The sequence below is a fragment of the Fictibacillus solisalsi genome (genome assembly GCF_900103485.1).
In the GTDB taxonomy this organism is placed as follows: domain Bacteria; phylum Bacillota; class Bacilli; order Bacillales; family Fictibacillaceae; genus Fictibacillus_C; species Fictibacillus_C solisalsi.
In genome coordinates, this window is the sequence record NZ_FNHW01000001.1 from 1,939,509 (window position 1) to 1,965,141 (window position 25,633).

Annotated in this window: 28 protein-coding genes, 1 pseudogene and 1 riboswitch; of the genes and pseudogenes, 9 read left to right on the plus strand and 20 right to left on the minus strand. The window is 38.7% G+C overall.

Annotation, left to right across the window (positions count from 1 at the left end):
• Positions 1-148: 148 nt before the first annotated feature.
• From BLT53_RS10030 to BLT53_RS10040, 3 genes are all read right to left on the minus strand, one after another.
• Positions 149-310 (minus strand): hypothetical protein, encoded by a 162-nt coding sequence (locus BLT53_RS10030; RefSeq protein ID WP_342027850.1) that lies wholly within the window; start codon positions 308-310, stop codon positions 149-151.
• A 65-nt stretch (positions 311-375) separates the two neighbouring features.
• A complete protein-coding gene (locus BLT53_RS10035) occupies positions 376-1,578 on the minus strand; it encodes a Ger(x)C family spore germination protein (RefSeq protein ID WP_090234514.1) in 1,203 nt (400 codons plus the stop codon).
• Between the two features lie 30 nt (positions 1,579-1,608).
• On the minus strand, positions 1,609-3,159 hold the full coding sequence (locus BLT53_RS10040; RefSeq protein ID WP_244520393.1) for a spore germination protein: 1,551 nt from the start codon (positions 3,157-3,159) through the stop codon (positions 1,609-1,611).
• A 476-nt stretch (positions 3,160-3,635) separates the two neighbouring features.
• Between BLT53_RS10040 and BLT53_RS25710 the strand changes: the two are divergent.
• Positions 3,636-4,149 (plus strand): annotated as a pseudogene (locus tag BLT53_RS25710) (hypothetical protein).
• 40 nt (positions 4,150-4,189) lie between these two features.
• Here the strand turns inward: BLT53_RS25710 and BLT53_RS10050 are convergent.
• Complete coding sequence (locus tag BLT53_RS10050) at positions 4,190-4,639, minus strand: DUF1569 domain-containing protein (RefSeq protein ID WP_090234517.1); 450 nt, start codon at positions 4,637-4,639, stop codon at positions 4,190-4,192.
• A 493-nt stretch (positions 4,640-5,132) separates the two neighbouring features.
• Between BLT53_RS10050 and BLT53_RS10055 the strand changes: the two genes are divergently transcribed.
• Positions 5,133-5,543: a DUF1259 domain-containing protein gene (locus BLT53_RS10055; RefSeq protein ID WP_090234519.1), complete on the plus strand. Its 411-nt coding sequence runs from the start codon at positions 5,133-5,135 to the stop codon at positions 5,541-5,543.
• Between the two features lie 256 nt (positions 5,544-5,799).
• On the opposite strand, the gene BLT53_RS10060 is transcribed toward BLT53_RS10055, so the two are convergent.
• From BLT53_RS10060 to BLT53_RS10080, 7 genes are all read right to left on the minus strand, one after another.
• Positions 5,800-6,351 (minus strand): recombinase family protein, encoded by a 552-nt coding sequence (locus BLT53_RS10060; protein WP_090234520.1) that lies wholly within the window; start codon positions 6,349-6,351, stop codon positions 5,800-5,802.
• Between the two features lie 31 nt (positions 6,352-6,382).
• On the minus strand, positions 6,383-7,654 hold the full coding sequence (efeB, locus tag BLT53_RS10065; RefSeq protein ID WP_280138801.1) for an iron uptake transporter deferrochelatase/peroxidase subunit: 1,272 nt from the start codon (positions 7,652-7,654) through the stop codon (positions 6,383-6,385).
• Between the two features lie 15 nt (positions 7,655-7,669).
• Positions 7,670-8,830: an iron uptake system protein EfeO gene (efeO, locus tag BLT53_RS10070; protein ID WP_090234521.1), complete on the minus strand. Its 1,161-nt coding sequence runs from the start codon at positions 8,828-8,830 to the stop codon at positions 7,670-7,672.
• Positions 8,831-8,832: 2 nt separating this feature from the next.
• On the minus strand, positions 8,833-10,317 hold the full coding sequence (locus BLT53_RS10075; protein ID WP_090234523.1) for an FTR1 family iron permease: 1,485 nt from the start codon (positions 10,315-10,317) through the stop codon (positions 8,833-8,835).
• Positions 10,318-10,774: 457 nt separating this feature from the next.
• A complete protein-coding gene (locus tag BLT53_RS25005) occupies positions 10,775-10,936 on the minus strand; it encodes a hypothetical protein (RefSeq protein WP_170834298.1) in 162 nt (53 codons plus the stop codon).
• 45 nt (positions 10,937-10,981) lie between these two features.
• Positions 10,982-11,134 (minus strand): hypothetical protein, encoded by a 153-nt coding sequence (locus BLT53_RS25010; protein ID WP_170834299.1) that lies wholly within the window; start codon positions 11,132-11,134, stop codon positions 10,982-10,984.
• Positions 11,135-11,226: 92 nt separating this feature from the next.
• Entirely contained in the window at positions 11,227-11,931 is a 705-nt protein-coding gene (locus tag BLT53_RS10080) for an SAM-dependent methyltransferase (RefSeq protein ID WP_090234525.1), read from the minus strand.
• Positions 11,932-12,162: 231 nt separating this feature from the next.
• On the opposite strand from BLT53_RS10080, the gene BLT53_RS10085 reads away from it, so the two are divergent.
• The 3 genes from BLT53_RS10085 (at position 12,163) to BLT53_RS10095 (ending at position 15,096) form a co-directional block, all read left to right on the plus strand.
• On the plus strand, positions 12,163-12,492 hold the full coding sequence (locus BLT53_RS10085) for a YolD-like family protein (RefSeq protein WP_090234527.1): 330 nt from the start codon (positions 12,163-12,165) through the stop codon (positions 12,490-12,492).
• 133 nt (positions 12,493-12,625) lie between these two features.
• A complete protein-coding gene (locus tag BLT53_RS10090; RefSeq protein ID WP_090234529.1) occupies positions 12,626-13,399 on the plus strand; it encodes a PAS domain S-box protein in 774 nt (257 codons plus the stop codon).
• Between the two features lie 347 nt (positions 13,400-13,746).
• Positions 13,747-15,096, plus strand: coding sequence for an amino acid permease (locus BLT53_RS10095; protein ID WP_090234531.1), 1,350 nt, complete (start codon positions 13,747-13,749; stop codon positions 15,094-15,096).
• Positions 15,097-15,172: 76 nt separating this feature from the next.
• Here BLT53_RS10095 and BLT53_RS10100 read toward each other — a convergent pair whose 3' ends face one another.
• A complete protein-coding gene (locus BLT53_RS10100) occupies positions 15,173-15,385 on the minus strand; it encodes a hypothetical protein (RefSeq protein WP_090234532.1) in 213 nt (70 codons plus the stop codon).
• 237 nt (positions 15,386-15,622) lie between these two features.
• Here BLT53_RS10100 and BLT53_RS10105 point away from each other — a divergent pair, with 237 nt between their 5' ends.
• The gene (locus BLT53_RS10105; protein ID WP_090234534.1) at positions 15,623-17,050 is read left to right on the plus strand and encodes a PQQ-dependent sugar dehydrogenase; all 1,428 of its coding nucleotides are present in this window, start codon (positions 15,623-15,625) and stop codon (positions 17,048-17,050) included.
• A gap of 234 nt (positions 17,051-17,284) precedes the next feature.
• Here the strand turns inward: BLT53_RS10105 and BLT53_RS10110 are convergent, their stop codons facing one another.
• From BLT53_RS10110 to BLT53_RS10120, 3 genes are read right to left on the minus strand one after another with little or no spacing between them, the layout of a single operon-like run.
• Positions 17,285-17,902, minus strand: a complete 618-nt coding sequence (locus BLT53_RS10110) for an FMN-binding negative transcriptional regulator (RefSeq protein ID WP_090234535.1) — start codon at positions 17,900-17,902, stop codon at positions 17,285-17,287.
• Between the two features lie 23 nt (positions 17,903-17,925).
• Complete coding sequence (paiA, locus tag BLT53_RS10115) at positions 17,926-18,444, minus strand: spermidine/spermine N(1)-acetyltransferase (protein ID WP_090234537.1); 519 nt, start codon at positions 18,442-18,444, stop codon at positions 17,926-17,928.
• A 16-nt stretch (positions 18,445-18,460) separates the two neighbouring features.
• Positions 18,461-18,913, minus strand: coding sequence for a MarR family winged helix-turn-helix transcriptional regulator (locus BLT53_RS10120; protein ID WP_090234539.1), 453 nt, complete (start codon positions 18,911-18,913; stop codon positions 18,461-18,463).
• A 110-nt stretch (positions 18,914-19,023) separates the two neighbouring features.
• Here BLT53_RS10120 and BLT53_RS10125 point away from each other — a divergent pair, with 110 nt between their 5' ends.
• The 3 genes from BLT53_RS10125 to BLT53_RS10135 all read left to right on the plus strand — a co-directional run bounded on the left by BLT53_RS10125 (position 19,024) and on the right by BLT53_RS10135 (position 20,819).
• Entirely contained in the window at positions 19,024-19,656 is a 633-nt protein-coding gene (locus tag BLT53_RS10125) for a YczE/YyaS/YitT family protein (RefSeq protein WP_090236820.1), read from the plus strand.
• 294 nt (positions 19,657-19,950) lie between these two features.
• Entirely contained in the window at positions 19,951-20,280 is a 330-nt protein-coding gene (locus BLT53_RS10130) for a four-helix bundle copper-binding protein (RefSeq protein WP_090234540.1), read from the plus strand.
• A 65-nt stretch (positions 20,281-20,345) separates the two neighbouring features.
• Positions 20,346-20,819, plus strand: coding sequence for a tRNA-specific adenosine deaminase (locus tag BLT53_RS10135; RefSeq protein ID WP_090234541.1), 474 nt, complete (start codon positions 20,346-20,348; stop codon positions 20,817-20,819).
• 60 nt (positions 20,820-20,879) lie between these two features.
• Here BLT53_RS10135 and corA read toward each other — a convergent pair whose 3' ends face one another.
• From corA to BLT53_RS10160, 5 genes are all read right to left on the minus strand, one after another.
• The gene (corA, locus tag BLT53_RS10140) at positions 20,880-21,851 is read right to left on the minus strand and encodes a magnesium/cobalt transporter CorA (protein ID WP_090234543.1); all 972 of its coding nucleotides are present in this window, start codon (positions 21,849-21,851) and stop codon (positions 20,880-20,882) included.
• 221 nt (positions 21,852-22,072) lie between these two features.
• Positions 22,073-22,234, minus strand: a riboswitch (M-box (ykoK) riboswitch).
• Positions 22,235-22,339: 105 nt separating this feature from the next.
• On the minus strand, positions 22,340-23,263 hold the full coding sequence (locus BLT53_RS10145) for an AEC family transporter (RefSeq protein ID WP_090234544.1): 924 nt from the start codon (positions 23,261-23,263) through the stop codon (positions 22,340-22,342).
• A gap of 32 nt (positions 23,264-23,295) precedes the next feature.
• Positions 23,296-23,610 carry a hypothetical protein gene (locus BLT53_RS10150; protein WP_090234546.1) on the minus strand — a complete coding sequence of 105 codons (315 nt, stop codon included), beginning with the start codon at positions 23,608-23,610 and terminating at the stop codon, positions 23,296-23,298.
• Between the two features lie 133 nt (positions 23,611-23,743).
• Positions 23,744-24,616, minus strand: a complete 873-nt coding sequence (locus BLT53_RS10155; RefSeq protein WP_090234548.1) for a LysR family transcriptional regulator — start codon at positions 24,614-24,616, stop codon at positions 23,744-23,746.
• A 171-nt stretch (positions 24,617-24,787) separates the two neighbouring features.
• Complete coding sequence (locus BLT53_RS10160; RefSeq protein WP_090234549.1) at positions 24,788-25,588, minus strand: HoxN/HupN/NixA family nickel/cobalt transporter; 801 nt, start codon at positions 25,586-25,588, stop codon at positions 24,788-24,790.
• Positions 25,589-25,633 lie beyond the last annotated feature (45 nt).

Sequence of the window (25,633 nt, forward strand, 5' to 3'; positions counted from 1 at the left end):
AAAATCATAAAAGAAGACTTACTAAGTTTGATACCTCTTACGATTGGTTTCGATAACCAATAAAATAAACGGTATGACAATCGATGAAATTTCCTATAGATGCTAACCTCACCACCGTTAGCAACGGACAGGCAGCCCTTCTTCCATCCTAATTTTTCTCAAGCATCTTACCAAGTGGTTTAAAAAGCTGCTCAATCATCTGGGTAGGACCTTGTAAGTCTGGAAAGAAAAGAAGAAGAATGGCGAGAAGCCATCCCATGGCTGTAATGGTCACAAAAGCCGTCTTCTCCTTTTTCTGATGTTGTCCCATTTTTGGCCATTCATATAAAATAAGTAGGACCACCACTATTGTTATCCCTATTATTGACACCCATTTCATTTCTTTTTGATCTCTTCTTCCCTTAACCCTGCCGGTGTGGTGGACAAACCCGGTCGGCGTACCCGCATAGTAATATCCATATCCACGTGAAGTTGCGGAAGGACCTTTTCCCAGTGATCTTGGTTTTTTTCCCATTCTTTTGGGTATTTACGATGAAACGCCTCAGCAAAACCAAACACGTCGACTTTCATTCCTTTCTGAACTTCATTTAAAGACTGCTGAATACGTTGTTTGAGGTCTTTTTTTGCTTCATATTCAATCCGTTTTACAACGCTGGTACTCATCGGATTTAGATTGGTTCCGTTTTGTACAATTGTATTTTCTGAAGTTATTTTGGCCATAATTTCCCACTTTCCATTCTTGATTTTAGGAATCAATCTCGTCTGTTGCCGAATAGGATCCAATGAAATGGATCCCTTATTCTTCGGATGTGCTGTAATTGACAACACTTTTATCTCATCTCTTAACCACAGCACCCCTCGTGTTACCTTTGGATCAATTTGACCGATCATTTTATCTCTCCTAAAAATCGCAGTACCTGCGATATAAGCCGCAGTTTCTGCTTTTCCTTCCCCATGCTTTAGGGGTAAAATCTTTAGCAAGGGCAGAATTGCCCCACCTGAATCACCTGTTAACATCTCTACAAAATCGTTAACAGTTACCGTTGCACCAGTCCTCATCTGAGATAACCTTCTGAGTGCTTCTCCCTCGTAACGATCCAGTGGCGGCATTAATTCCATTACATCAGCCGCTTTCCCATCACTGACAAACAAATGAGCATTTTCCCTCGGCTCTGGGTGTCGAAGTAAAAAGTCAATTTCCTGATTGAGTCCACCCTTTTTACCAAGCTTCTTACCAATTATGAATACTTTACAATGTCCCCAGAAAATTTGTCGTGAAATTTTTGTCTGGAGCTTTGAAGCAGCATCTGCCATATTCTCTCCTATCGATGATCTCACCGAAATGATAGGTACCCCGCTGCCTTGTCCCTGCTGACTGCCGCTTACATTGCGAGGCTGTAAGACTTGGATGGTAAGCTCAATATTTTTGTCGCCTCTTTTATCGATCGCGGCCCCCAATACAAATGCCATATCATTGACTTCTTTTCTGTCCCAGCAGCCAGCAAGAAGGAAACTAGATGAAAGAAAGAGAAGAATGATGAACGTTATTTTGAAATTTTGTGATAAAAAGAGTTCCATCCTTTTTCATCCTTCCTTAACGCTCTTACTTTATGGTTCTTTCTCCGGATTCGGTTTTTCCCCTAGGACCTGTCGGTGGGCATTGTATTTGCCCGTTAGATGCGGACGAGAGTTCATCATCCACCATGGGGCACGAAAGAAGGTATCTTTCAATTCACGACCTTGCAATGGGGCGATTGGTGTTAAGTATGGAAGACCAAATGAACGTAAGGTACATAAGTGGACGATGATGGTCATAACCCCAAACATAATACCAAGCAAACCAAGCGTAGCGGCAAGAAGAATTAAAGGAAAGCGCAGTAGCCGGAGCGCTAGCCCTTGTGTATAGTGAGGCATCATAAACGATGCAATACCCGTAATCGCAACAACAATGACCATCGGGGCGGAAACCAGACCGGCTGAGACAGCAGCCTGACCGATGACCAGCGCGCCTACAATACTAACAGCGGCCCCAATTTGTTTGGGAAGTCGGACTCCCGCTTCACGCAATGCTTCAAAAGTAATCTCCATCAATAATGCTTCGACAAACGCGGGGAAAGGAACGGATTCTCTTGCAGCTGCTAGACTAATCAGCAAGGAGGTCGGCACCATCTCCTGGTGGTAGGTAGTAACGCCAACATAGAGCGCAGGCAAAACAAGAGATATCCACATAAACAACATACGCATTAAGCGGATGGTTGAGCTAACGAGAGAACGTTGGTAATAGTCCTCTGGCGACTGGAGTAGTGAAAAAAAGCCAATGGGTGCAATTAATACAAAAGGAGTTCCATCTACCAAAATTGCTACTCGTCCCTCTAGCAGATTAGATGCAACTGTATCAGGTCTTTCCGTATTTATAAGTTGTGGAAACGGTGAACGAGGATTGTCTTCGATCAATTCCTCGATATATCCACTTTCCAACACACTGTCTATATCGATACGCTGCAATCGTTTTTCAACTTCCTTAATGAGTGTTTGATCCGCTAGTCCTTCTATGTATGCAATGACGATATTTGTACTGGTATAGCGCCCAATTTTCATTGATTTCATTTTCAGGTCAGGACTTTTGATCTTTCGCCGGAGCATTGAGGTATTGACTCCCAATGTTTCTACAAACCCTTCCCTGGGTCCACGTACTAGGCTCTCTGCTGTCGGTTCTTCAATCGATCTTTTTTCCCACTGTGCGATCCCAAGGGCAAGTCCTGAAACTTCTTGGTCTAATAAAAGCACAGGATTCCCGATTGAAATATTCTCAATACAATCTGTCAACGTCTTGACTTCTTTCAGTTTTGAAATGTGCATTTTTTCCCTTAAAATACTCTGCGGACTACGAACTTTTCCTCCTGTTTCTTCCATTAGCGGAGCAAGTACATGATCATCGAGTTCCCTAATATTGGACAAGCCCTCTATATAAACAAGAACGGCCTTTGTTTCTCCACCCATCAAAAATGTTCGAAACACCACATCAAAGCAATCCTGATACATGGAGCGAAGAACCTGCAGATTGTCATTCAAAACGGAAGAAAGAACTTGTTGCTTCGCTATTTGCTGCTGTGGAGAATTTTGATTGTCTACCTTTTTAATCCTTTTTCGTCGAAACAACTTGATAAGCTCCTTCCTTTCAAAAACAGCTGGTTTTATTATGTCCCTCGGGAGCGCTGAATATTTAGTTTTCTGTCTGAATGAAATGTTTCTATACGAAATGGGAAAAAGCATAAGAGGTAGATTTCATGGCATATGAGACACAGCTGAAGCTATATATTTCCCTTTATCTCTCAGTTATTAAAAGGGTAATCCTGGTTAAGAACTCTGAGTTTTGAAGGAGGTGAATACATGCCAAACCGTTTATTCATTTAACGGGCCATATTCTCGAATAAGGAAGGAATTTATATAAACAATCTTGAAAATGTGATTTATTCCAGAAAGCTCCAGCTATATAATTCACTTAAAGGATATAAAGAATAAAATGGCTCTATTATTAAATAAGAATAAAAAGGACAGAATTAAAAGCTTGTATTATTATGTAGTTTTACATGAGAAAGGAGAATTTTCTTTTAAGCATAAAATATGAAAAACGTATGAGGCCAAAAACAGCTGATAAAACTTATTTCACTAAAGGATGGGGCTATTTTGCAGCGCTTGCACTATTGCTGTATGCAATTTTAAAATGGCTATGGGCATGGGGATCAACGGTAGGACTTACAACACAACGAACTGTACAAGGTGAAGCAGGGTTTGGTGATACATTAAAGGATATACCATAGGGATAGACTTCACAGCTATTTTAGCGATACTGGCATCTTTATTTGCTTTAGCTCTCGTGACTTTCCTGGGGGGGGAAGCTACCAAAATGGTTATTAATCATATCAGGATGGTCAGTCGGGATATTAACCGTTCTAATTAGCTTCTTGACAGCTCTTCAATTTTGGGGAATCCTTCCCAAAGGATACACCGAGGGATTAGCCATTTGGGTGTATGTGGTAACGTACGGAGGATTATTCTTGTGGGGAGTAACTGTATTTATAGCCACTCTGTCGTTTTTAGCATTGGATTAAAAACAAATATTCCCCAAAAGCAGATTTTAAGCAATAATCTGCTGCCGGTGCTTATCTTGTCTATCCTTTCAAACTAACTAAACTCCAAACTGTTTTAAATGATGGTCAAGGTGCTTGTAAATTCCTTTCCCCCATTGCTCGGAATTAAGTTTACCGAAAAAAGGATGTGGATGAGTCGTACATTTCTTTGGACCATTATATTGGAAAGTTATAATTTTTTGCTTCAATTTTTCCTTCTCTGTTTCAAATTCTTTTTCTTCTACAATCATAATGGTCGGAATTGTGGACATATTTCGGGCTAAAGGCTTGTCGTTATAAAAAATTGGTTTCACAAAATTTCCTATAAATATTCCTAACCAACCTCTCGCTGGAAAGGAATGTCCCATTGCAATGTCTTGAAAGGATGAGCAATGTGCTAGCATTTGGGCAACATCCATTTTACCCCATTGGGGTTTTAAATTTCGGCTTAATTTGTCAATACGGTTTAAAATTTCCTCTGAATGCAATGGATTAAAAATATTTTTCATTTGTGTACCTCCTTTTACATCACCACAAAAAATCCATTTATTTTGTTCTGCTTGCTTAGGCAAGAAATTTCAACTTCTAAATAATTATACCATAATATTCCAATTTCGTTTGAAATCAGCCATCCATTAGATGGCGCGATTGGTTACCTTTCAATATACGAAATTTTTGATTAAACTTTTTTTCAAAAACTTTGTTTTAAATAGTGCAACTTTCTTATAAAACCACAAAAGGCAGAACCATATAAACATATTTTACATATCAAATATGTCCATGTCTCTTATTTTAGTGACTTTAACCTCTGCTACTATAAATTTGAACACTAGATTAATTAAGAGAGGGCATCAGCCCCTCTTTTTATACTCCTTTTTAATAGAAATAATAACGTTCCGTGGCACTTGCCCCTTTCAAAGCAACAAATGCTGCATATATTTACTAGTAAGAGATTAATCAGCTTTTTTTAGCTGAAATAGTCTCTTGAAAGGGGGTTACTAAATGAGCCAAAGAATAAGCCGAAACCGATTATGTCAGGAATTTGCAAGAATTCTTGGTGGACAAGGTAGTATAACTGAAAATGGTGTTTGTTTAGTACAAAAATTTCGTTCAATTCGTTTTAGAATCTTAGGGCGTCCAACACGTTCTCCGTTAGTTACTCCTCAATTTTTCACTTTTGAAGATGTAGATAGTAGAGGAAGAGCACTAAATTTAGGTGAAACAGTCCTTTTGCAAGAAGAGATAAATCCATTATTAACTGAACTTAGAAAAAGAGACATAATTGTGACTGCAGTTCATAATCACTGGTTGTTTGAAGAACCTCGAGCAATGTACATGCATTTTGAATCAATTGAACCACCATTAGACTTTGCACGAAAAGTAAGGTCAGCATTTAGAGTATTGAGAGGGTAATAGATCATTTCAAGATAAGAGGGAGACCAATAACTGGTTTCCCCTTTTTATAATGAAAAATCTACTATGGAACTGCAGATAAATTTCTTGGTTCAAACCATGGGTGATTACGAGTGATTAGAATCTAATTGATCTGAACATCAAACATATTTGATTATAAAAATGATCCCCATACTAACTCCATTTAATCCAGAAAAAAAGTGCAGTCCCGATTGTAAACGAGAATGCACATTTTGTTTTTGCTTCATATCAAGTATTATTTTCTGTTTAAATATCGGTAAAGCGTTGCTCTGCTAACTCCAGTTGCCCGCACAATTTCCTGAATGGAATAGGGATGATCATCAAAATACATTTTTAATGCCTGCTCAAGCATATCAGAATTCACTCGCGGTTTACCTCCGCCTTTCACCTTTGCCAAGCTGACACCAGACGATATTTTTTCAGAAACACTATCTTGAGTTACTTGCGAGAGTCCTTCAAACAGCCGAAAAACGACCTGACCATCATCTACTCTGGTATCAATCGATTCGCTTAAGGAAACAAAGTGTATACCCTTCACTTGAAAACTTTGAATAAGACGGATAAAATGCTGAATATCTTTGCATAGACTGCTGAATTTGTGAACAACAACTGTATCTCCATTTTTTACAAAGGGCATTAGCGAGTAAAACGCCTGAAGATCTGTAACGGTTGTTACACTCTTTTGAACATAAAAGTTTTCCAGTTGCACACCGTAATTTGTTAGAGATTGAACCTGAATAATTCCATTCGGGTCCAGGGTACTGCTCGTCACAAAACCATATAACAATTTTCCAACCTGCCTTTAGTGATAACAGTAATTAAAAGCTGTCAAAAAGAGGTTGTCCAATGTATTCTCCCTTTTTAATCCCTCTTGGCATTGCAAACATTGCACTTCCTATATGCTGAGTGTACTCATTTAATTTATCTGCCTTTGACATCTTTTTAAGCATAGGGATAAATTGTTCTGCCGGATTTTTTTGATAGCTTATAAACAAGAGGCCGGCATCAACATACCCGGTTTTGGGATCCACTCCATCCGTATAGGAATAGGCCCTTCGGTAAATTTGCTGGCCGGTTCTCTTGGCAATCGCGGTGTGAGAATCGGGAGGCATTTGAATTGGATTTACCTTATCATGCTCGTTTATCTTTCCGTATGGAGCGCCGCTCTCTTTTTTTCTTCCGAAAGTGTCTTCCTGGTCTTTAAGTGAAGACCGGTCCCAGACTTCAAGAAACATTTTGATCTTCCGGAAAGCCATATAGGAACCGCCATTCATCCATGCCGGCTCTTCATCGCCGGCCCAGATGATCTGCTCATGTGCTTTACTGTCCTTTGGATCAGCATTTGCCGTACCATCTTTAAATCCGAACAGATTTCGCGGAGTTTTTCCGTGTTTTGCGCTGATAAATCCTGACTGCATCCACCGAACTTCCGCCTTGCCAACAGCTGACTTAATAAAATTCCGTATTGCGTGAAAAGCAACCTGCTGATCTTCTGCACAGGCTTGTACACAAAAGTCTCCCCCTATGAATGGTTCCTGCAAGTTATCCCTGGGCATGAGAGGAATATCCTTGAGATGTTTAGGTGATTTACGCTTTACGCCAAACCGATCAATTCCCTTTTTGCTGAAAAAAGAAGGCCCAAAACCAAAGGTCAGCGTTAAACGGGACGGAGGGAGATCCAGAGCCTCCCCCGTATCTTTAGGAGGAAGCCAGTCATTACTGTACTTATGATCTGCCTTGCCCTGGCTCATGGATTCCGCAAGTAACGTCCACTGTTTCAATAAACGGATAACATCCCCTTTTGATGACGTTGTAAAATCAAAGGCAGCCAGATAAGTATAGGTTTGCTGAGGTGTCACAATACCTGCCTGATGTTTACCGTAAAATGAAATGATATCCTTCTCAGATGATGAGCCTGACTTTTTAACCGTTTCACCAAAAACATTGGTCATGGAAGTAAGGGCACCGATGCCGCTCATACTAATAGCCACCCCAGCACCAGTAAGAAGTGACATTTTCAACATTTCTCTTCTTGAATATTGATTAGGTTCTTTCTGCTCATCAACCGTTTGGTCTTCTTGTTCCTTCACTTTGATTCTCCTAATCTATTGAAAAATTTCAGCGGTCTGTGCCATTGATTCCGAAAGTGTGTTCAGTTGCTGGCTTAACTCACGCACCTGGGATTTTTTCAGTTTTTCGTAGTTCAGATAAGCACCGCTGTTTTTATGTTCATTCAAAAGGACTGTGATTTTATTAAACTCAGTATCTAAATCTTGTGCAAGATCTTTATTTTTTTCATTAAGAACAGGTAGGACTGCATGATATACCGCTTGAGAACCTTCTACGTTGGAATTGAGATCTACAAGGTCAATATGTGAATAGCGCTCTTCTTCTCCCGTTACCTTTGAGATCGCGGCTTCATTTAGCAATTCCATCGAACCCGCAACAATCTGGGTCGGATTCAATTTGACTTTCTCAATCTTTTCCTGTAGCTCGGCCACATCCTGATCAAGCTGATTTGCGTACCTCGTCATCCCCTTTAGGCTGCCGTCTTTCCATAAGGCTTTCTCGATTCGATGGAAACCGGTCCACTCACCATCTACATCGTTTTCACGGGCATCAATTTTGGGATCAAGATCACCGAAGCTTTCGGCAATGGGTTCAATTCGCTCATAATATACACGGGCTTCAGCATACGCTTCTTTTGCTTTTGGTGTGTTGTTTGCCCTTACGGCATCAGTAAAACTTTTTGTTGATTTTACCAATTCCCCTGTTTGCTCATTCACATATTTCTGATATTTTTTCACTGCTGAATCTAATACTTTATTTGTTTTTTGTGTACTTTCTTTTGCATTTCTAAGGTTTTTAAAAGAACGGCTCAGGTCCACGCTTAACTGCTGAACCTTACTGCTGTTCAATTTATCTTTTGTTACTTCAGCATATAAAGGGAGTAAATATTTTTCAGTATCCGTGTACAGCAGCGGATACTTTTCCCGAATATTGTTTTCATAGGTAAGCCATTGCTTATTCAAACGTTTTCCATATTCTTTGACTTTGCTTTCATTCTTGTCCTGAAGAGAATTTTGCAAATTTTCTAGTGATGCCTCCATCTCTTTTACTTGAGACTTTAACTCATTATCCTTGGAGGATGTTTCCTTTTTTTGTTCACCGCTTGATGCTGCCTTGTTGCTGCAGCCCGAAACCACAGGAACAGTGAGTATAGATACGGATAGCACGGTATAAAGTATAGATTTAGATAAGTTCATGATTAGCTGGCCTCCTGTTGCCGATTCTGGTTATTTCTTTTCTTTATTTGCTGTGTAATGATAACAATCAATGCAATGCCCACAACAACGATCTGCGGCATCGTACTGTATAAGGATGGATACACGCTAAACAACTGTATGGTAGGAATGTATTCGGCAGTTGTAGCTGGTATTAATCCTGAAAGCTGCAGGCTGTGTATTCCGGATCCCATAAATTTCAGGCAAAGATAAAATACGATGAGACTGGATACGATGAAGAACGGCTTTAACGGGACATGAACGCTAAACTTCAGTATGCATATCCCAATGACTGCCAGGATTCCAAAACCAAGAAGGATTCCCAGGATCAAAGAGGTATGTGACATCTGATTAGCCATTCCGATTAAGAAAATTACAGTTTCAATTCCTTCCCTCAGAACTGCCAGGAATGCCAATATCCCAAGGGAAAGGAGTTTTCCTCCGCTAACAAGCCTTTCTGTCTCCGTCTTCATGAAAGAGTTCCAGCGGTTCACGTTTGCATTCCTGTGAAGCCAATAACTAACGTAAAGCAGCATAAGACTCGCAATGACACCCGACCATCCATTGATGAGAAAATTGTTTTGGCCAAAAGCAGATGAACTAAGCACATAGCTTACAAGAAAGCCTATTCCCAAACTAGCAGCAACTCCTGCCAACGTACCGCTCCAAATATAAAGGCTCCCCTTCTTATCTTTTCTTCGCTTAATAAAAGATAGCAGTGCTCCAACCACAAGCAATGCTTCAAGACCTTCGCGCAGAGGGATCAACGCGGCATCCCAGACGCCGTATGAAGTGTGGGCAAGTGGCGTAAGATCTTTTTCCATATCATCCAGCATCTCTTTGGACCTCTTATTATCACCCGGATTGTTAATGGAAGAAGCGAGTAAAACGAGCCGTCGCTCAGAGTTGTTGTAAACTTTTTGGGATTGTCCTACTACATTTCCTTCAACGCTGAGCCAAAGAGAATTCAATTCATTAACCTGTGCCTTGGCTTGTGACTGATCCCCTGCTCGCAGTGATTGTTTCACTTCTTTAATTTTTTGTAAATACACAGTGATGCTTACGTTTTTGGAAGCAGCTTTCCTTGTTGAACCAGAAAGTTGACCCTCCTTGAATTGCTTAAGCAGCACTTTGAGCATTTGTAATGATTCTTCCGACTTTTTTTGATCCTCATTCAATAAAGCTACCGAAACAGCCGCCATTTTTGTCTTGATCTTGCTGTAGCCCATAAGGTTTTCTTTTCGGACTTCCCCTTCTGTACGGTTCCACATCTCTTTAAACGAGTTAAAAGATGTCTCAGCTTGATTAAAATCCATCTGTTTCACCGATTTAATCGAGGCATCTATGTATGGAATCGTTTGAGACACTTTAGCGTGGGTGTTGCTTTCTTGCCCTGTTGCCTCAATAGGCAAATTAATAAGAAGTAAAAATAACACAACAATAATAATAGAGAGATTTCTTGGTTTCATAAAAGTCCCCCGCGAACAATTAATTGATAATAATTATCATTATTAATTATCTTTTCATTCTTGTGCTTTGTCAATAAGTTTTAATCAAGTCAGCACTTAATAGAACATAAAAAAGATGACCCCCCCTTTAGAGTCATCTTCAAATAGTGTCTAGTTTTCCAATAAAAATAACTGTTAAAAGTAATCATCTATCAGCTCAGGTGGATGAAGCGAGTTCTGTCATGCCACAAGGTTTTTTGATAGTAACGCCAATCCTGCTCCAGAGGAAGCCCTGATTTAAGAAGAGACTCTTTAAGGGTCTCTTTTATAATTCTAAGGATACATCAAGCGGATTTATTTTATAAAATTACACTAATGCTGTACCACTTATTCAGGATCCTTGTTAGACAAACCTGCCCTTGAGTTGCAAAAGAAAAGGGGATGCCGCAGCCCCCCTATTCTTCGACATAAGCACCCGTTAGTTAAAGAACCATTTTTTTCGTGGTACCGGGTAATATTTGCCGGCGACAAGTTCTGAAGGTACGGCTCCTTCAATTCGTAAAGGGTCGTCTGAACTTAAATTCTGGTCAACTGCGCCGAGTGAAACATGAAGTTGTGATTGCTTTCTTGCATCAATCAATGGGATAACATCCTCACCCTTGGATAAAACCCACGCGACAGCAATCTACGTAATGGTTGCTTGCTTTTCTTCAGCAATTTCACGCAATGCCTCTACAAGGGCTAAATTAGTTTCAATATTTTCGTTGGCAAACCGAGGACCATTACTTCGTTTATCATCCAAACCTAGAACCCGATCTTTTGACCATGTACCGCTCAATAAGCCTCTTGAGAGAACACCATAAGCCGAAAGCGAAAATACCTAATTCCCGTAGAGTTGGCAAGATATTTGAAACATTGTCCCTTTCTTTGTTACCTTTTTCTAATTTTTAACATTGAGTTAGCATTTGCCTGAAATTCATATCGCACTTTAACTTCTTCGACTGTACATCCATTATCCGCGAGATAGCTTATTAATTTATCTAAATTCTCATATCTTTTTCCCCCTAAATCAACTAAAGGGAAAATACGGACTTCCTCTTTCGTAACCCGCAATAATTCATTTAGCGTTTCTATGTGAAATTGATAATCTAATCTATCCGCATACATAAATAGAAAATGTGCAGAGAGAAGAATATCAAATTCTTCATTCCTAAACGGCAAAGAAGGTAATTTAACGGGAATGTATCTTTCGCTAGATTCCTCTATATCTTTGGCACAATCTTGTAAGGCACTTAAACGATGGTTTCTAAGACCTTCTATATCTTTAAAATAACCCCATTTATAATTGTTTTGGGCTTTTTGCATATGCTCCATCGCGTGTTCAATATCCTGAAGACCTTTATTTTTCAGGTCTACGCCGGAATGATAATAAGCAATATCGCAAGCTGTTATGTCTAAACCTGATTTGCTACCAACAGCAGTAAATGAACAAGCCCCTCCTGGACAATCGAGTATTTTCTTACCTTGTAGTTCTTCTTCTGAAAGCGAGAACATATCAAAATACTCTTCAAAGGTTCTCCCAATAAAAACAATTCGCTCTAAATCTAACTTTGTACTCTGCTCAACTTTACTCAACTAAACTCACCTCTTCTAAATGATTACATTCATATTACCACGACCAATTGGTACTGTTACCCATTTTTTTACTTTCTTTTTGAACTAACCTGCACCGTTAGTTCAAGAAGAGTCAATAATATTGGTACCTAAAACGGCACTGAAATTTGACAAAAGTTATGGCCCTCTACAGTACTACACGAACACACATTCTCATATATTTAAGAAAATAAAAACAAAGGAGGTATAAACATGTTACGAGACCGAGGATCCATAAAATGGACTGCTATGATGCTGCCTGAACAGGTGAAAGCACTACGGCAGTTTGACTGGGAACAGGAGAAAAAAGTGAAACCGGAATTAGATGAACAGCAGCTGGAGATGATGGAAGAAACCATTTGCGAGGCCATGGAACATCACTTGGAATTGTGTTTTACATACTTTGATCAAGAAGAGTTCCATTTATTAATAGGAAAGGTTCATTTCGTTGACGTTGATAAAAAGGAATTAAGGATTCTTGACTTTCATGGTGATGTAAATCGATTAAAAATAAGGAATTTAGCAGATGTAAAAATAAGGTAATTTGTTACAGCACTGAAGATGGAATAAAGATTGTAATTGAATTTTTCATAATTCTACAGGATATGAACAAAACTCCCCTTTAATTGATAAATTTCGACATCTAGTTTACCCTGTTTTATAGGGAGTGATAAGAATGTGTGAAAATATTTCTGATATTGATTACAAACAAGTCATTGAATATTCTCTAGAACCACTTATTATCCATTCAGAACTTAAAATTATTTATGTTAATCATGCTTGTGAAAAATTTTTTAGAGCTAATAAAGAAGAAATTATTGGCGCTAGCCCATTGGATATTTTTAAGGAAACATCTAAAGGCGCCATTGAAACTAGGATACAGTCTGCATACGATCAACCGGCAGAAGTTATTGAAGAAACAATTTATAGAATGGATGGAACCACAGTTGATGTTGAATTATATTGTCACCCCGTATTAATTGGGAAGACAAAGGCCATTCAAACTTTTGTTAGGGACATATCTAAAAGAAGAGAATCCGATAATAGGCAGTTAGAAATGAGAAAACAAATAAATGAATTATCAACAACACTTGTACCTCTGTTGAATGGTATTGCTGTACTTCCTTTGTTGGGATCTATTGATGAAGAAAGAGCGTTTCAAATTTTAGAGAATTTACCTAATCGTGTACAAGAACAAAATGTTGAATCCTTGATAATTGACTTTTCTGGTATTTATAAATTAGATAATGTAGTAACAGAAAATGTATTTAAAATTACAAATGTTTTGTCGTTGCTTGGTGTACGAACAATCATAACTGGATTAAGACCAAAATCAGCAATATATGCTGTGCAATCAGGAACAAATTTAAATAATATCCAAACAATGGCTACGGTAAAAGAAGCACTTTTACACCTGGGGGATAAGAAACAGCCTTTTGCTTTACTTTAACGGCTTTGTTTAATAATTGTCTAACTGTACCCGAATTGGTTTGTGCTTATTTATATCATTCACTTTGAACATACGTAAATACAATAAATCATAAGGATTGCAATCACTCATTGCAAATCATCCAACCTTTAAAAAGTCCCCCAATTAAGTGAGGGGCTTTTTATCTTTATCAAGGTCTACTCACTAAACCTTAAATTCATATACTTCTTTAAGAAAATAAGATTTCCCAGGCAAAACTTCACTGTACATGGATAAATCTACAATTGGCTAATCTCTTATAAGAATGTATAATTGCTTTATGTGTTTAAAGCGTTTATGTATAACATCGGAAGAGAGGCAGGGACAGCATGGGAAAAAGTCACCAAGAATTAAAGAAGGGTTTATTACCCCGCCATGTTCAATTTATTGCCTTGGCTGGCATGATAGGAACCGGGATATTTAAAGGGAGTTCAGATACATTAAGTCTGGCTGGACCAAGCGTTGCTTTAGCTTATTTGTTAGGCGGGTTGTTATTATTTATTGTCATGACTGCACTCGCTGAAATGGCTATTGCTTTTCCAAACTTAAATGTTCAGAATTTGGTCCATAAAGCCTTCGGGCATCGAGTATCGTTTATTGTAGGATACCTTTATTGGATCAACTGGGCGATCGTCACGATTGTGGAGATTTTAGCCGCAGGAAGCTTTCTTCAATTTTGGTTCTCCTCTGTACCGCTATGGCTGTTAAGTTTAATTTGTGCCATTTTTATTATTGGAATCAACTTATTTCAAGTAAAGTACTACGGAGAGATCGAATTTTGGTTTGCGGGAATAAAAATCGTCGCTTTAACCGCTTTTATTATTTTGGGGAGTTGTATTTTGTTTCGCTTCATTCCAAGCCCCATTGACAATCCTTGGGTTAATTACACAGCTCATGGTGGTTTCTTTCCAAATGGGATTGGAGGTATGCTGAGCGCATTCTTAATCGTCATGTTCTCTTATGGAGGCGCAGAGCTGATTGGCGTGGCGGTTACAGAAACAAAAGATGCTCAGAAGGTTTTGCCAGTAGTTATTAAAGGTACCGTGGGAAGGGTAATCCTTTTCTACATTCTCCCTATTCTCATTATATGCGGCTTAATGCCTTGGAATAAAGTAACGGGTGCAGAAAGTCCTTTCGTACAGGTTTTCAGTATAACCGGATTGCCAGGAGCTGGACACATTATGAATTTTGTTCTTTTAACAGCTGTATTATCTGCAGCTAACTCTGGCATTTATGCCACATCGAGAACACTCTATTCCATGGCTCAAAATGGTGAAGCACCGAAAAAGTTATTAAAAGTAACAAAAACCGGGATACCCATCATTGGGATCATCATTACATCGATTTTTATTTTTATAGGGGTATTTTTAGCTTATTTAACGCCTGAACAGATTATCGGCTATATGATGACCATACCAGGATTTACGATTCTTTTAATTTGGATAGTCATCTGCCTTTCCCAATTAAAACTTCGCCGTCAATATACGAGCAAGCCCTTCTTTCAGGTAAGAGGGTTTCCATACACAACCATAATGGGAGTAATGGCCTTATCCGTTATTTTTATCTTTTTCATCTTTAATAAAAATAATTGGATTGGCTCCACTGTTTGTATCTTAATATTGGTTGTTCTTACGATACTAGCCCTGTTGAGGAAAAAACAAAACGGCGCACCTGTGTAAATTAAACCCAAAGAAAACCAACTTAACAGGCTGGTTTTCTTTTTTTTATTATAGGATCCGGATTCCCGAAATATCTTTATCCGTCATATCTTACATCTTTAACTTCTTCAATATATTCAAGTGATGAGACATGTGATGGGTTAATGATCAACCCCTCAAACTGAATAAAGCTATTGATCAGGTCACCATCCTGGTTTTTAAACTGTTCTACCAGATCTTCCGGATGCTTATTAAGGATGTACTCTTTTCCAGAATCCATAAATAACTTTGTTTTGTATGAAGTACTCATCTTCTCCACCTCCTTCTGAGTTACCCAACTCCTCTAAGTTAAAATCGCTTTTGGTGTCTTGTAGTATGGTCATCTTTCATAAACTTTAATGTGTATTCCGTACCATTTTAATAGCCATCCTTAAAAATCTAATAACCGTACTAGTATATTAGCCACTTTTTCTGATCTAAATTGATACTAATAGAACGGTTCTAGTCATATGTTTTACAAAAAGCATTAGAAGGAGTGTAGAGTTAGTTGAGATCAGTGAAGGTTCGGTTACTGCCCATTGTAAGTAACATTAATTTACCAACTGTTTTAAAATCAACTATACTTCCGGGTGACTCCATTGAAAGATTATTTATTGCAACCCAAGTGGGAGAAATCTTTTACATAGGAAATGGAGTTATCAAGACTTTTTTAGATATTCGCCCACGAATCATAAAACTGGGTACTTCTGAACCCGGTGTTTCTCGAGGTGGGTATGATGAACGGGGATTACTGGGGCTGGCGTTTCATCCAAACTTTTATTATAACGGGCTTTTTTACCTACATTATTCAATGGCAGGAACACAAGGTCCAGGTGCTCTTTCTAAACATTTTAAACCTGACCCGTGCGATCCTAAAACGTTAAACCTGAAATGGGTCAATAGAGAAACTAATTATGATCATATCGATACAGTTGAAGAATGGATATTCCAATCAAATGGTCAACCTCAAAAACGGCGGACATTACTTAACCTAAGAAGACCTTTTTTCAATCATAATGGTGTCAACAGTTTAAACTTTTCACCTGAAACCGGCAAACTTGTTTTAACGACCGGTGATGGCGGTGCAGGTTTTGATCCATTTAATTTAAGTCAGAATGATATGGAAATCGCCGGTAAAATAATTGAGATTGATGTCGTTAAAAATACCTTTATTAATAACCCGCCAGTAGTCACACGTTTTAATGAGCTACCTCTTCCTATTCAGGAAACACTTACTGTAATGGCCAAAGGAGTTCGTAATATCCCAGGTATTTCATTTCAAAGAATTTATAATCAGTACATTAAATATACGGGTAATGTCGGACAGGACTTGGCAGAATCCATTTTTTCGTTCGTTCATTATAAACCCATACCGGTTACTCAGCTTGTTCAGCACGCTTCTTTTATGGATTCTTTCTCAGACGAGGAGGGATTTATTAACTTTGGCTGGCGTGGCTGGGAAGGTGCTTTTCCTACTATGATTAAAAGGGGCTGCTCTGCAAACCCTGCTACAGATGAGAAGATAACTGCTTACTACAGTGAGGCCATAGAAACGTCAGTAAAACGACTCGAACCTATAACGAGTTATTATCACAAAGATATCCGCCCTGATAAGTTCGGCGGCACTGCTCTTACAGGTGTTCAGCCATATCTAGGGAATGACATTCCTGATTTATCGGGAAGCGTTGTATTTACCGATGCTGCCCGACAAGAATCCCAACCGGTTAGAGGTGTTTTAGCATATACCAGAGCAAGAACAGATGGTAAGCTAAACGATTTTGGGATTATTGAGACCGATTATAATTTTGGGCCTCAATCCTCTCTTTACATGAGCTTAGGAACGAACCTGGACCAAACCAGACTATATTTAGGAGCGTATGGTTCAATGAAAGTAACCGATTTTAACCTGGGTACCATTTTTGAAATAATTCCATAGGTAGGATATCCATGCTAAAAAACACATAAAACCACCTAAATTAAGATGGTTTTAATAAACCTTTGTCGCTTTAGCTCCCGATCGAAGTCAAGAGATTTCATTTCAAGATTTGAAAAAAAAAGGACCGATTATTCGGTCCTTTAGTTCATCCCAGCTATCATAAATGGCTTATTATTAAATAAAGTTCACATTAAAGAAGGATAAAGGAAAAAACTCTCCGGGAAAGAATGACACTTATGTCATGTATTTTAGATTTTTCTTCATTAGAGCTGCTATTTCGGTATTATCTTCTAGTGAAGTGTTTTCCAGCTGTTTAATAATTAATTCCTGGCGCTCTACAGGATGGTTCTGACTTAATTTTGCTTTAGCTTCAAGTTTTTTGATTTTTATTCCAAACGCTACAATCCCATTAGTCATACCTTCAATAAAATCCGATTCCACATCATTTAAATGGTAGGAACTTTCTGGACTTTCATATTTATTTACCAGATCATTTAACGAAGTCAATATTACGTTTCTGTCTTCAACAATCTCCATCTTTCCATAAACATGGACAGAAACATAATTCCAAGTTGGCACTGCTTTTTTTGTTTCATACCAGGAAGGTGAAATATAACAGTGAGGACCTTGAAAAACCGTAAGAACTTGTTGCCCTTCAATATCCTTCCATTGGTCGTTCGGACGTGCAAAATGGCCATATAAAACATGTTCAGATTTATCCAACAATAGCGGAAGATGGGTAGCGTACGGTTCTCCATTATGCTGAGAAAACAACGTTGCAAAGCCATGGTTTTCGATAAAATTATAAATGACTTTTTCATCCTCCATTTTAAAAGGCTTAGGGATATACATATCATACTCCTTTCATAAAACAGTTAGTTGAGTGTTTTCGTCATGATAAGATCTGTTTGCTCATCTTCCCCCATATAAAAGGAGTGGGCTCCCGTTTGGACAAAGCCTAATTTATTATAAAAAGAAATGGCATTTTCATTCTTTTCCCAAACACCTAGCCAGATTTTCCTTTTTCCACATTCCATAGCAATTTTAAAAGCTTTGTTCACGAGATATTTACCAATTCCTAGTTTTTGAAATTTGCTTTTTACATAGATCCTTTCAATTTCAAAGAAATCGTCACCCATTTTTTCAGACTGAGCATCGTTGGTATTGACTTTTAAATAGCCTGCTACTTCATTATTAAAAAAAACAAAAAAGAACTGCGAAAAACGATTGGATAATTCTTTTTCTAATTGTCTTATGTTAAAGGCTTTTTCCAAATAGCCAATCATATTTTCCGGTGTATTTACATCCTTAAATGTCTCATTAAATGTTTCATAGCTAAGTTCTTGAAGTTCCCGTGCATCTTCAAGCACGCATTTTTTTATCTTGATCAACATTTATATTACTCCTTCATCAATAATTTCTCTTATTGCCTTTTTTTACGAATTCCCAGTCTCTTTCTACATTTTTTCTCACTCTTTGAAGAAGATTGAAAATGGTTTCTGTTTCCTCTTCGGTTAATCCTTCTAATGCAACGTTATTGGAATACTCATTTTCTCTTTTAATAAAAGGAAAAACACTTTTCCCCTTTTCTGTTGGATACAGTTTTTTAATTTTTTTGTTCTGTGGATCGTCTTTTTTTTCAACAAAGCCATTCAATTCAAGTTTTTTTATAGCACGTGCTGCTGTTGTTCGATCTACTTTAATCATCTCAGCTAATTTTTCCTGAATCATTCCAGGGTTTTCACAAATTCGCACAAGATACAGATACTGTCCTTTTGTAAGATCATATTCTTTAAATTCTATATTACTGATTGAATCTAAAGCCCTCGCAATCATTCCTATTTCACGAAGAATTTCCTTCATAATTCCCCCCTTGATACTTTTTTGTTGTAAATGCAATAAAATTAACTTATATTAAATGTAACTAATTTTTGTTGTATATGCAACAAAAACCATAAAAAGAGGTGACTCAACTGAAGTTTCTTATTTATGTTGCAGGCATCCTTATATTAACCCTTGGTATTTCTTTCACTATACAATCCGATCTCGGAACATCACCTTTTGATGCACTTTTGGTGGGACTTTCCACAAATGTAGGATTAACCGTGGGCAGTTGGGAAGTACTAATAGCTTTAGTATTGATAAGTTGTAATTCATATTTAAAAAGACAAAGACCCGAAGTTTTGGGGTTGGTCACTGCGGTTATCACAGGTGCTGGTATTGATCTGTGGCTTTTTTTAATACAGCCATTGATAACACCCGAACTATGGTACAACAAATTAATCTGTTTTGTTATTGGCTTAATTATTACAGGACTGGGAACCGCAACCTATTTACACACAAATTTTGCACCCATCCCAATAGACCGATTAACAATAATCATAAAAGAAATGACTGAAACCACCATATTTACTTCAAGAACATTCATTTACCTTGTTTTTTTGCTAATGGCTGTGCTTTTTCATGGGCCGATTGGCGTCGGAACATTACTAACGGTTTGTTTAGGGGGACTACTACTTAATTACTTCATGCTATTAACTGAAAAAGGATTAAACCGCATAATTACACGGTCTCATTATGACAAAGATAAAAAGCATTCTTGTTAACCTATCTGCCTAGTAATTGCTGTGAATCAGACAGATAAACCCAATTTGGATAATAAAAAATCTGCATTTTTTTTGCGAAAGGACTTGAAAACTGTATTGTAAATATAGTAATTTCCTTCTACACTGCTTTCTGATGCTGTTCCGAGACTTCTTCCAAAAAGTACAGATTATTTCATAATAAAGGATCGTTATGTAGAAGTTATGAAGTTTCAGCATTTATTTAAAATGTGTTTATTGCTGCGTTATAGAGGAAAAACAAGGACTGAACTTAACTAAAACAAGGAGGAATTGATTATGTCTCGTGAACAATTTAAAGAATGTATTGAGGAATGCCTATCCTGTATCCAGGTGTGTAATCACTGCTTTAATGCCTGCTTACAAGAAGATGATGTGAAAATGATGGCGGAATGCATCCGTTTAGACCGTGAATGTGCTGATATTTGTGCATATGCTGCCGATGCGATGTCCCGAAACAGTCCATTCACCGCTCAAATTTGCCGGCTATGCGCAGAAATATGTGAAGCATGCGCCAATGAATGTAAAAAGCATAATCATGATCATTGTCAGCAATGTGCAGAGGCATGCCTGCGTTGCGCTGAAGTTTGCCGTAAAATGGTGAGTTAAAACGGCAGAATCACGTTTTCACTATATTCTGGACACCAAGAAAAGAATGGAAGAGGCTAGCGTATTTGCTAGCCTTTTTCTCTATCCGACCTCTTGCAAAAGCTGCCCTGAAGTCAGGCGATAAACCATTTGGTTCGGTACTTGTTTCCTCCAGAGGAGTCATTCTTGAGGAGGAACACAACCATGTCGCCACCGGTGATCATGCTCGGCATCCCGATTTCGCTCTGGCACGCCGGGCTGCAGAGAATACACTTCTGCATTGCCTAATGTGCGCTGCAGCGCACGGATGGGTCGGCCTTGGTCGAATTGTCTTTGCAAGTTCCTCAGCGCAATTGACTCAATGGCTGAGCAAAGTGGATATAGCCAGACCACTTGTGCGTAATCTGCCCATCCAGGATGTTATCCGCGATCCAGTGGTTGACGGACCAGTTGCAGAACTGGCCGATGAGGTCCGGGAACTTCACCGGCAGTTTTATACAATGAAAGAAAAACATAGCGATGGATCACTTCAGCAGTCAACTTTGACAAAAATATTGTAAAAAAAGGAAGGCTGTAACAGCCTTCCTTTTGGTAAAACCCCTTATAATCCTAACAACAATTTAAAGAAGTTGGTTCTTTTTAAAGTACTTCCACATTCCCCAGGTTAGGATGATTAACAATAAGAAAATAATGACTGTTGCTAACGGAGAATGCTGATATGGCAACGGAACGTTCATTCCAAAAAAACCGGTGACAAATGTTAACGGAAGCATGATCGTGGAGATGAGCGTCAGAACGTTTAATTTTTCTGAGGATTTTGCGTTAATGATTGAATAGTACGTATCCAATGCACTATTTACTAGATCTCTAAAGGTTTCTGTTGAATCTACGATCCGTTCCAAGTGGTCAATGAGGTCTGTGTAAAACGGCCGATTATCTTCTCGAATATCAAACTTCCAATTCCCGTCTACCGTTAGGAAAATCCTGCGTTGCGGAAGGATGACGCGGCGAATAAGGATGATCGTTCGTTTTAATGCTAAAAACTCTTCCGTCACACCTCTTACACCCTCGTCATAAATCTCATCTTCAAGTTCATCGATACGAATCCCTATACGGTCCAGAATAGGAAAGTATTCATCAGTAATTCCATCAATTAATGCATAGAGAAGAAGGTCTGCACCATTTTTCATGTATTTAGTATGTCTAGAACAGATGGCATCCATTTGACCGAGCCACTTCAATTTATGCTTATGGATGGTGACGACATAATTGGGGCCGACGAACACATTCAGCTCAAGTGTGGTAATTTCATTATCGCTTTCTTCGTTGTAACGCAGGGCATGAAAGACAAAGAACTTATAGTCTTCATAGTCATCCATTTTTGCCCGGGGACTGTCATGTAAACAGTCTTCAACCGCTAAGGGGTGGAAATCAAATAGTTTTGCGATTTCATACAGTTCACGGTTATGTAAGTCATAAATATCAATCCATAACAAGTTCTCTGGATTCTTTAGATGCTGCTGGACATCCTTTAACGGAATATTCACTTTCATTTCTTGGTTCTCTTGTTGATACAAATAGGTTTTTATCATAAAAGTTCACCTCTTCTTTTAAGAGGCAGTAAAGGCTGCGAACAAATCTTATCTTATCGGACAAGAGGAACATGAGCACTTTGTTGCCTCTTTCGTTGTGTTGTTTATCCTGATGATTTTCGAATGGGGGTCATCTGTACCCATAATTCCTCACCTCCTGAGAAAATAAAAAAGCTCTTTCACCACAGGAAAGAGCCATAAAGCCACATTTAATAGAGCCATTATTCTTCCCGTGTTGAGTTTTAGCACTGTACAGCATAGGTCATACCAGCTACATTAAGAAAAACCTTAATCCGATTTTCCCTGTTGACCCATTGGCGTCTCTCGACATTTTTGGGCAGCAGCGTATCTCTATACAGGAGCCTCACCTAACAGAAGAGGTATTCAACTAATGCCACTATATGAAATATTTAAGCCTGTGTCAATGGGATCTTCTTTTATTCATTCAGTCGTCAACCTTTGAAAAAGAAAAACGGTCACATAATTAACTAGAACAAAACATTTGAGAAATACACCACAGCAGTAACCGTAAGACTACTGAATAATGTAGATAACAAAACAGTCTGTGCTGCATAGTCCGGATGGTTGCCATGCTCCAAAGCAAAAAGGGCACTGTTCCTTGATGTTGGAAAGGAGCTTGCAATGAATAAGGCCTGCGCTGTTGTACCTTCTAGGTCCAATGAATAAATAATGCCCAAGGCAATCAATGGTGCCAATAGTAGTCTTCCTGTTAAGCTCAGAACGAGCGGCATTGATAATTGGTGGATTTTTAAATTGGCACTCTGAGCACCCAATGTAATCAATGCTACCGCAATAAATGCACCAGAAAGGTTATCGATGGGATTCCAAAGAAACAAAGGGATTTTAAAGGAAGTAATTTGACAAGCAAGACCAAGCAACACCGCGAAGAAAATAGGGTTCTTGAGGAATAATTTTATGGCCGTGGAACGTTTTGTTTTAACTGATGCCGAATTCATTAAACCATATGTATAGGTGAGAAAGTTTTGAAAAATCGTTACAATGACCTGAATAGAGGCGCCAAACGGATTGTGCTGAAACACAAGCTGGCTCACTGGGAGTCCGAAATTGCCTGAATTGCTGAGCACTACACTGTTCTTAAAAGTGGCAGCAAGACTTTTGTCAAAGCGGGCCACTTTTGCCATGACGGAGCTTACTAAGATAAGGCACCCATTTTGCAGCAGCAGAAAACCGATGATGATCAGCAACGCCTTCCCCTTGACTTCGCTTTGATAAATATTCGCAAAACTCACAGCGGGCATAAGCAGATAATTATTGATCTTTGATAAGGTGTTCAAGTCGAAATGAAACTTGCGGTGAAGCAGCACCCCCACCCCAATTAAGATAAAAACCGGAGTAATCACATTAACGACAATCATGAAAAATATTTCCATATGCTGTTCCTCTCTTTTTGCATTCCAAAAAATTAATAGGGTTCAAGGATTTGGATAAACAATCGATAGGAGTTGAGGTATTTTACAGTGATGGCGATGTCATACTTCCCTTGACTTTCATCAAGGACACTTTTAATCCCCACAACAGGCAGGATAAAGTAATTCGCGGTTTGCGGCTCGCTGACCATGACGATATTTGAATTCACAACCTGAACAATCCCCTTCTTTACCGTATGCATGAAGCCAAAGCCGGTGTTGCTCTCTCGTTCATACTGCAGGTTCACATCAAAATTTTTTCCTTCATGTTTCTTTAAGAGCAAAACAAGCTGCTTCAATTTTTTCTCCATATCCCTGGCTCCCTTCTCTCTTTTCATCATAGAATGGCGGGGATGTTTATTAAAATATGAATATCGTATCGAGAACCATACAAAAAAGGAATGATAGCCATAAAAAAAACCACAGGTTCTGTACCTGTGGTTTTTAAAGATCTTGCAAGAAATCAAGGGTTTGAACGAAACGGACAAATTCTGAAATCAGATTCATCTCCATCGATTTTTCATGATATAACATCCATGTTTTCCGAACAATTGGTTGATTGTCTTCATCCAGGAGCTTGATCTTATGAAGCTCTTGGTGTTGATCTACAAGGACACTTGGAAGAATACCATAACCTAATCCGTTGATGACCATCTCCTTGCATGTCTCCCCCTTGTCCACTTCCATACCGATGGTTCCGGGGCCAGAAAAATTCCTGCTCCACCAATTGTCAATGATTGCCTTCAACGCTGGATCTGTTCCATAATCGATTCTTGGAGATGCAGGCAAATCAACAAGCTTGATTTCGTCCCTGGAGGTTATGCAAAGATTTTCTTCAAAGAGCAGACACTTTGCATCAGACCATTGATAATCCCCCCGTACAATACCAATATGGACTTCGTGATTATAAACAAGATTAAATACATCCCGACTCCAGCCGGTCCTTACCTTAAAATCCACGAGAGGAAATTTCTTTCGAAAAAGCTTCAGCAATTTTGGAAGCTTGTGCAAGGTAAAATAATTCGAAACAGCCAATCTCAGAGTACCCGTTACTTCTTCACTCATGTTCAAGACCGTTTCTCTGATCGTTTGAAGATTGAGGAGCATCTCATCCGCACATTTGGCGAGGTACTCCCCCTGTGGCGTAAATTGCACTCCCCGTTTTCCTCGTTCAATGATCACCGTATTGAATTCTTTCTCAATATGCTGGATCCTTTTCGTGAGAGAAGGCTGGGAAATGTACAATTGGTATGCTGCCTTCGTTATATTCTTCTTTTCGTATAGGGCCTTCAATATAAGCCAATCCCGTTCATCCATCGTGATTTCCTCCAAACAGCCATTTCAGATACATATAAAAATGTACCATATATCGTTACAGATGTAGGATTTGTTTGGTTAAAGCAACCTTAATGAACAAGGAAGAGAAGAAACGTGATTACAGAATAAGCATAAAGACTTCCTATGCTTTCATTTCTTTATATGCTCAAGTTACTTTGCAGAATTCAATTCAATGCTTTGTTTTTTAGAGCGAAGACTAATAAAGGCAAAAGTCGCCAGCAGGAATACAAATAAAATCACCCCTACAATTTCAAAATCCAGTTCTGCCCAAGGGTTAAAGAACGTGAATGCTAGATAAAAAGAAACACCATAAGCAAGAACTACAATCACCCATCCCATTATTCTTGAAGCAGATTGTCCAAACTTACTCGACTCATTAACCATTTTATAAACAATAAGTGAATCGATGGTATCCGTAATCATCATTCCGGCCATAAAAACCAAACCTAAAATTAACGGAGTATATTTACCCGAATTGCTTGCTGCCATAGACCAGACCGCCGTTTGGCTAACGGTTTCAGCGGCTAAAGCAAATAAGGCACCAATCAAAATGATAAGAAACGGATTTGATGTTCTTCTTATCATTTTGGGAAGAAACTTCCCTTTTAAGCCGCTTACCTGGAATTCTTCATGTTTCCGTCTTGTTCGAATCAGATTGTACGTATTCAAAGTGCCAATTAGAAAAAGTGAGATAATGGAAACCCAAGCGGCAAAGTTATCAAAATAGGCGGGAAAAGAAAAGTTCTCCATTACTATGCCTAGCATACCCGCTGTAAAAGCGACGATTCCTCCATGTCCGAAAGAAAACAGTGTACCAACCCAACGGGCATAAGGAGTCCCTAACCTCCAATGGTAACGGGTCTGGCCGTCTATAAACGCCAGATGATCGGCATCAAGGCCGTGACGTAAACCTAATACAAAAACGAGCAAGAATAACGAAATTTCCTCCACTTATGAAGCCTCCTTTTTGATTAAAAAATAAAAAGCCTCAACCTA

Coding starts and splice junctions, on each gene's coding strand:
- BLT53_RS10030 (WP_342027850.1), bottom strand. CDS start 310: ATGGGACAACATCAGAAAAAGGAGAAGACGGCTTTTGTGACCATTACA.
- BLT53_RS10035 (WP_090234514.1), bottom strand. CDS start 1,578: ATGGAACTCTTTTTATCACAAAATTTCAAAATAACGTTCATCATTCTT.
- BLT53_RS10050 (WP_090234517.1), bottom strand. CDS start 4,639: ATGAAAAATATTTTTAATCCATTGCATTCAGAGGAAATTTTAAACCGT.
- BLT53_RS10055 (WP_090234519.1), top strand. CDS start 5,133: ATGAGCCAAAGAATAAGCCGAAACCGATTATGTCAGGAATTTGCAAGA.
- efeO (WP_090234521.1), bottom strand. CDS start 8,830: ATGAACTTATCTAAATCTATACTTTATACCGTGCTATCCGTATCTATA.
- BLT53_RS10075 (WP_090234523.1), bottom strand. CDS start 10,317: ATGAAACCAAGAAATCTCTCTATTATTATTGTTGTGTTATTTTTACTT.
- BLT53_RS10085 (WP_090234527.1), top strand. CDS start 12,163: ATGTTACGAGACCGAGGATCCATAAAATGGACTGCTATGATGCTGCCT.
- BLT53_RS10090 (WP_090234529.1), top strand. CDS start 12,626: ATGTGTGAAAATATTTCTGATATTGATTACAAACAAGTCATTGAATAT.
- BLT53_RS10095 (WP_090234531.1), top strand. CDS start 13,747: ATGGGAAAAAGTCACCAAGAATTAAAGAAGGGTTTATTACCCCGCCAT.
- BLT53_RS10100 (WP_090234532.1), bottom strand. CDS start 15,385: ATGAGTACTTCATACAAAACAAAGTTATTTATGGATTCTGGAAAAGAG.
- BLT53_RS10110 (WP_090234535.1), bottom strand. CDS start 17,902: ATGTATATCCCTAAGCCTTTTAAAATGGAGGATGAAAAAGTCATTTAT.
- paiA (WP_090234537.1), bottom strand. CDS start 18,444: ATGTTGATCAAGATAAAAAAATGCGTGCTTGAAGATGCACGGGAACTT.
- BLT53_RS10120 (WP_090234539.1), bottom strand. CDS start 18,913: ATGAAGGAAATTCTTCGTGAAATAGGAATGATTGCGAGGGCTTTAGAT.
- BLT53_RS10130 (WP_090234540.1), top strand. CDS start 19,951: ATGTCTCGTGAACAATTTAAAGAATGTATTGAGGAATGCCTATCCTGT.
- corA (WP_090234543.1), bottom strand. CDS start 21,851: ATGATAAAAACCTATTTGTATCAACAAGAGAACCAAGAAATGAAAGTG.
- BLT53_RS10145 (WP_090234544.1), bottom strand. CDS start 23,263: ATGGAAATATTTTTCATGATTGTCGTTAATGTGATTACTCCGGTTTTT.
- BLT53_RS10150 (WP_090234546.1), bottom strand. CDS start 23,610: ATGGAGAAAAAATTGAAGCAGCTTGTTTTGCTCTTAAAGAAACATGAA.
- BLT53_RS10155 (WP_090234548.1), bottom strand. CDS start 24,616: ATGGATGAACGGGATTGGCTTATATTGAAGGCCCTATACGAAAAGAAG.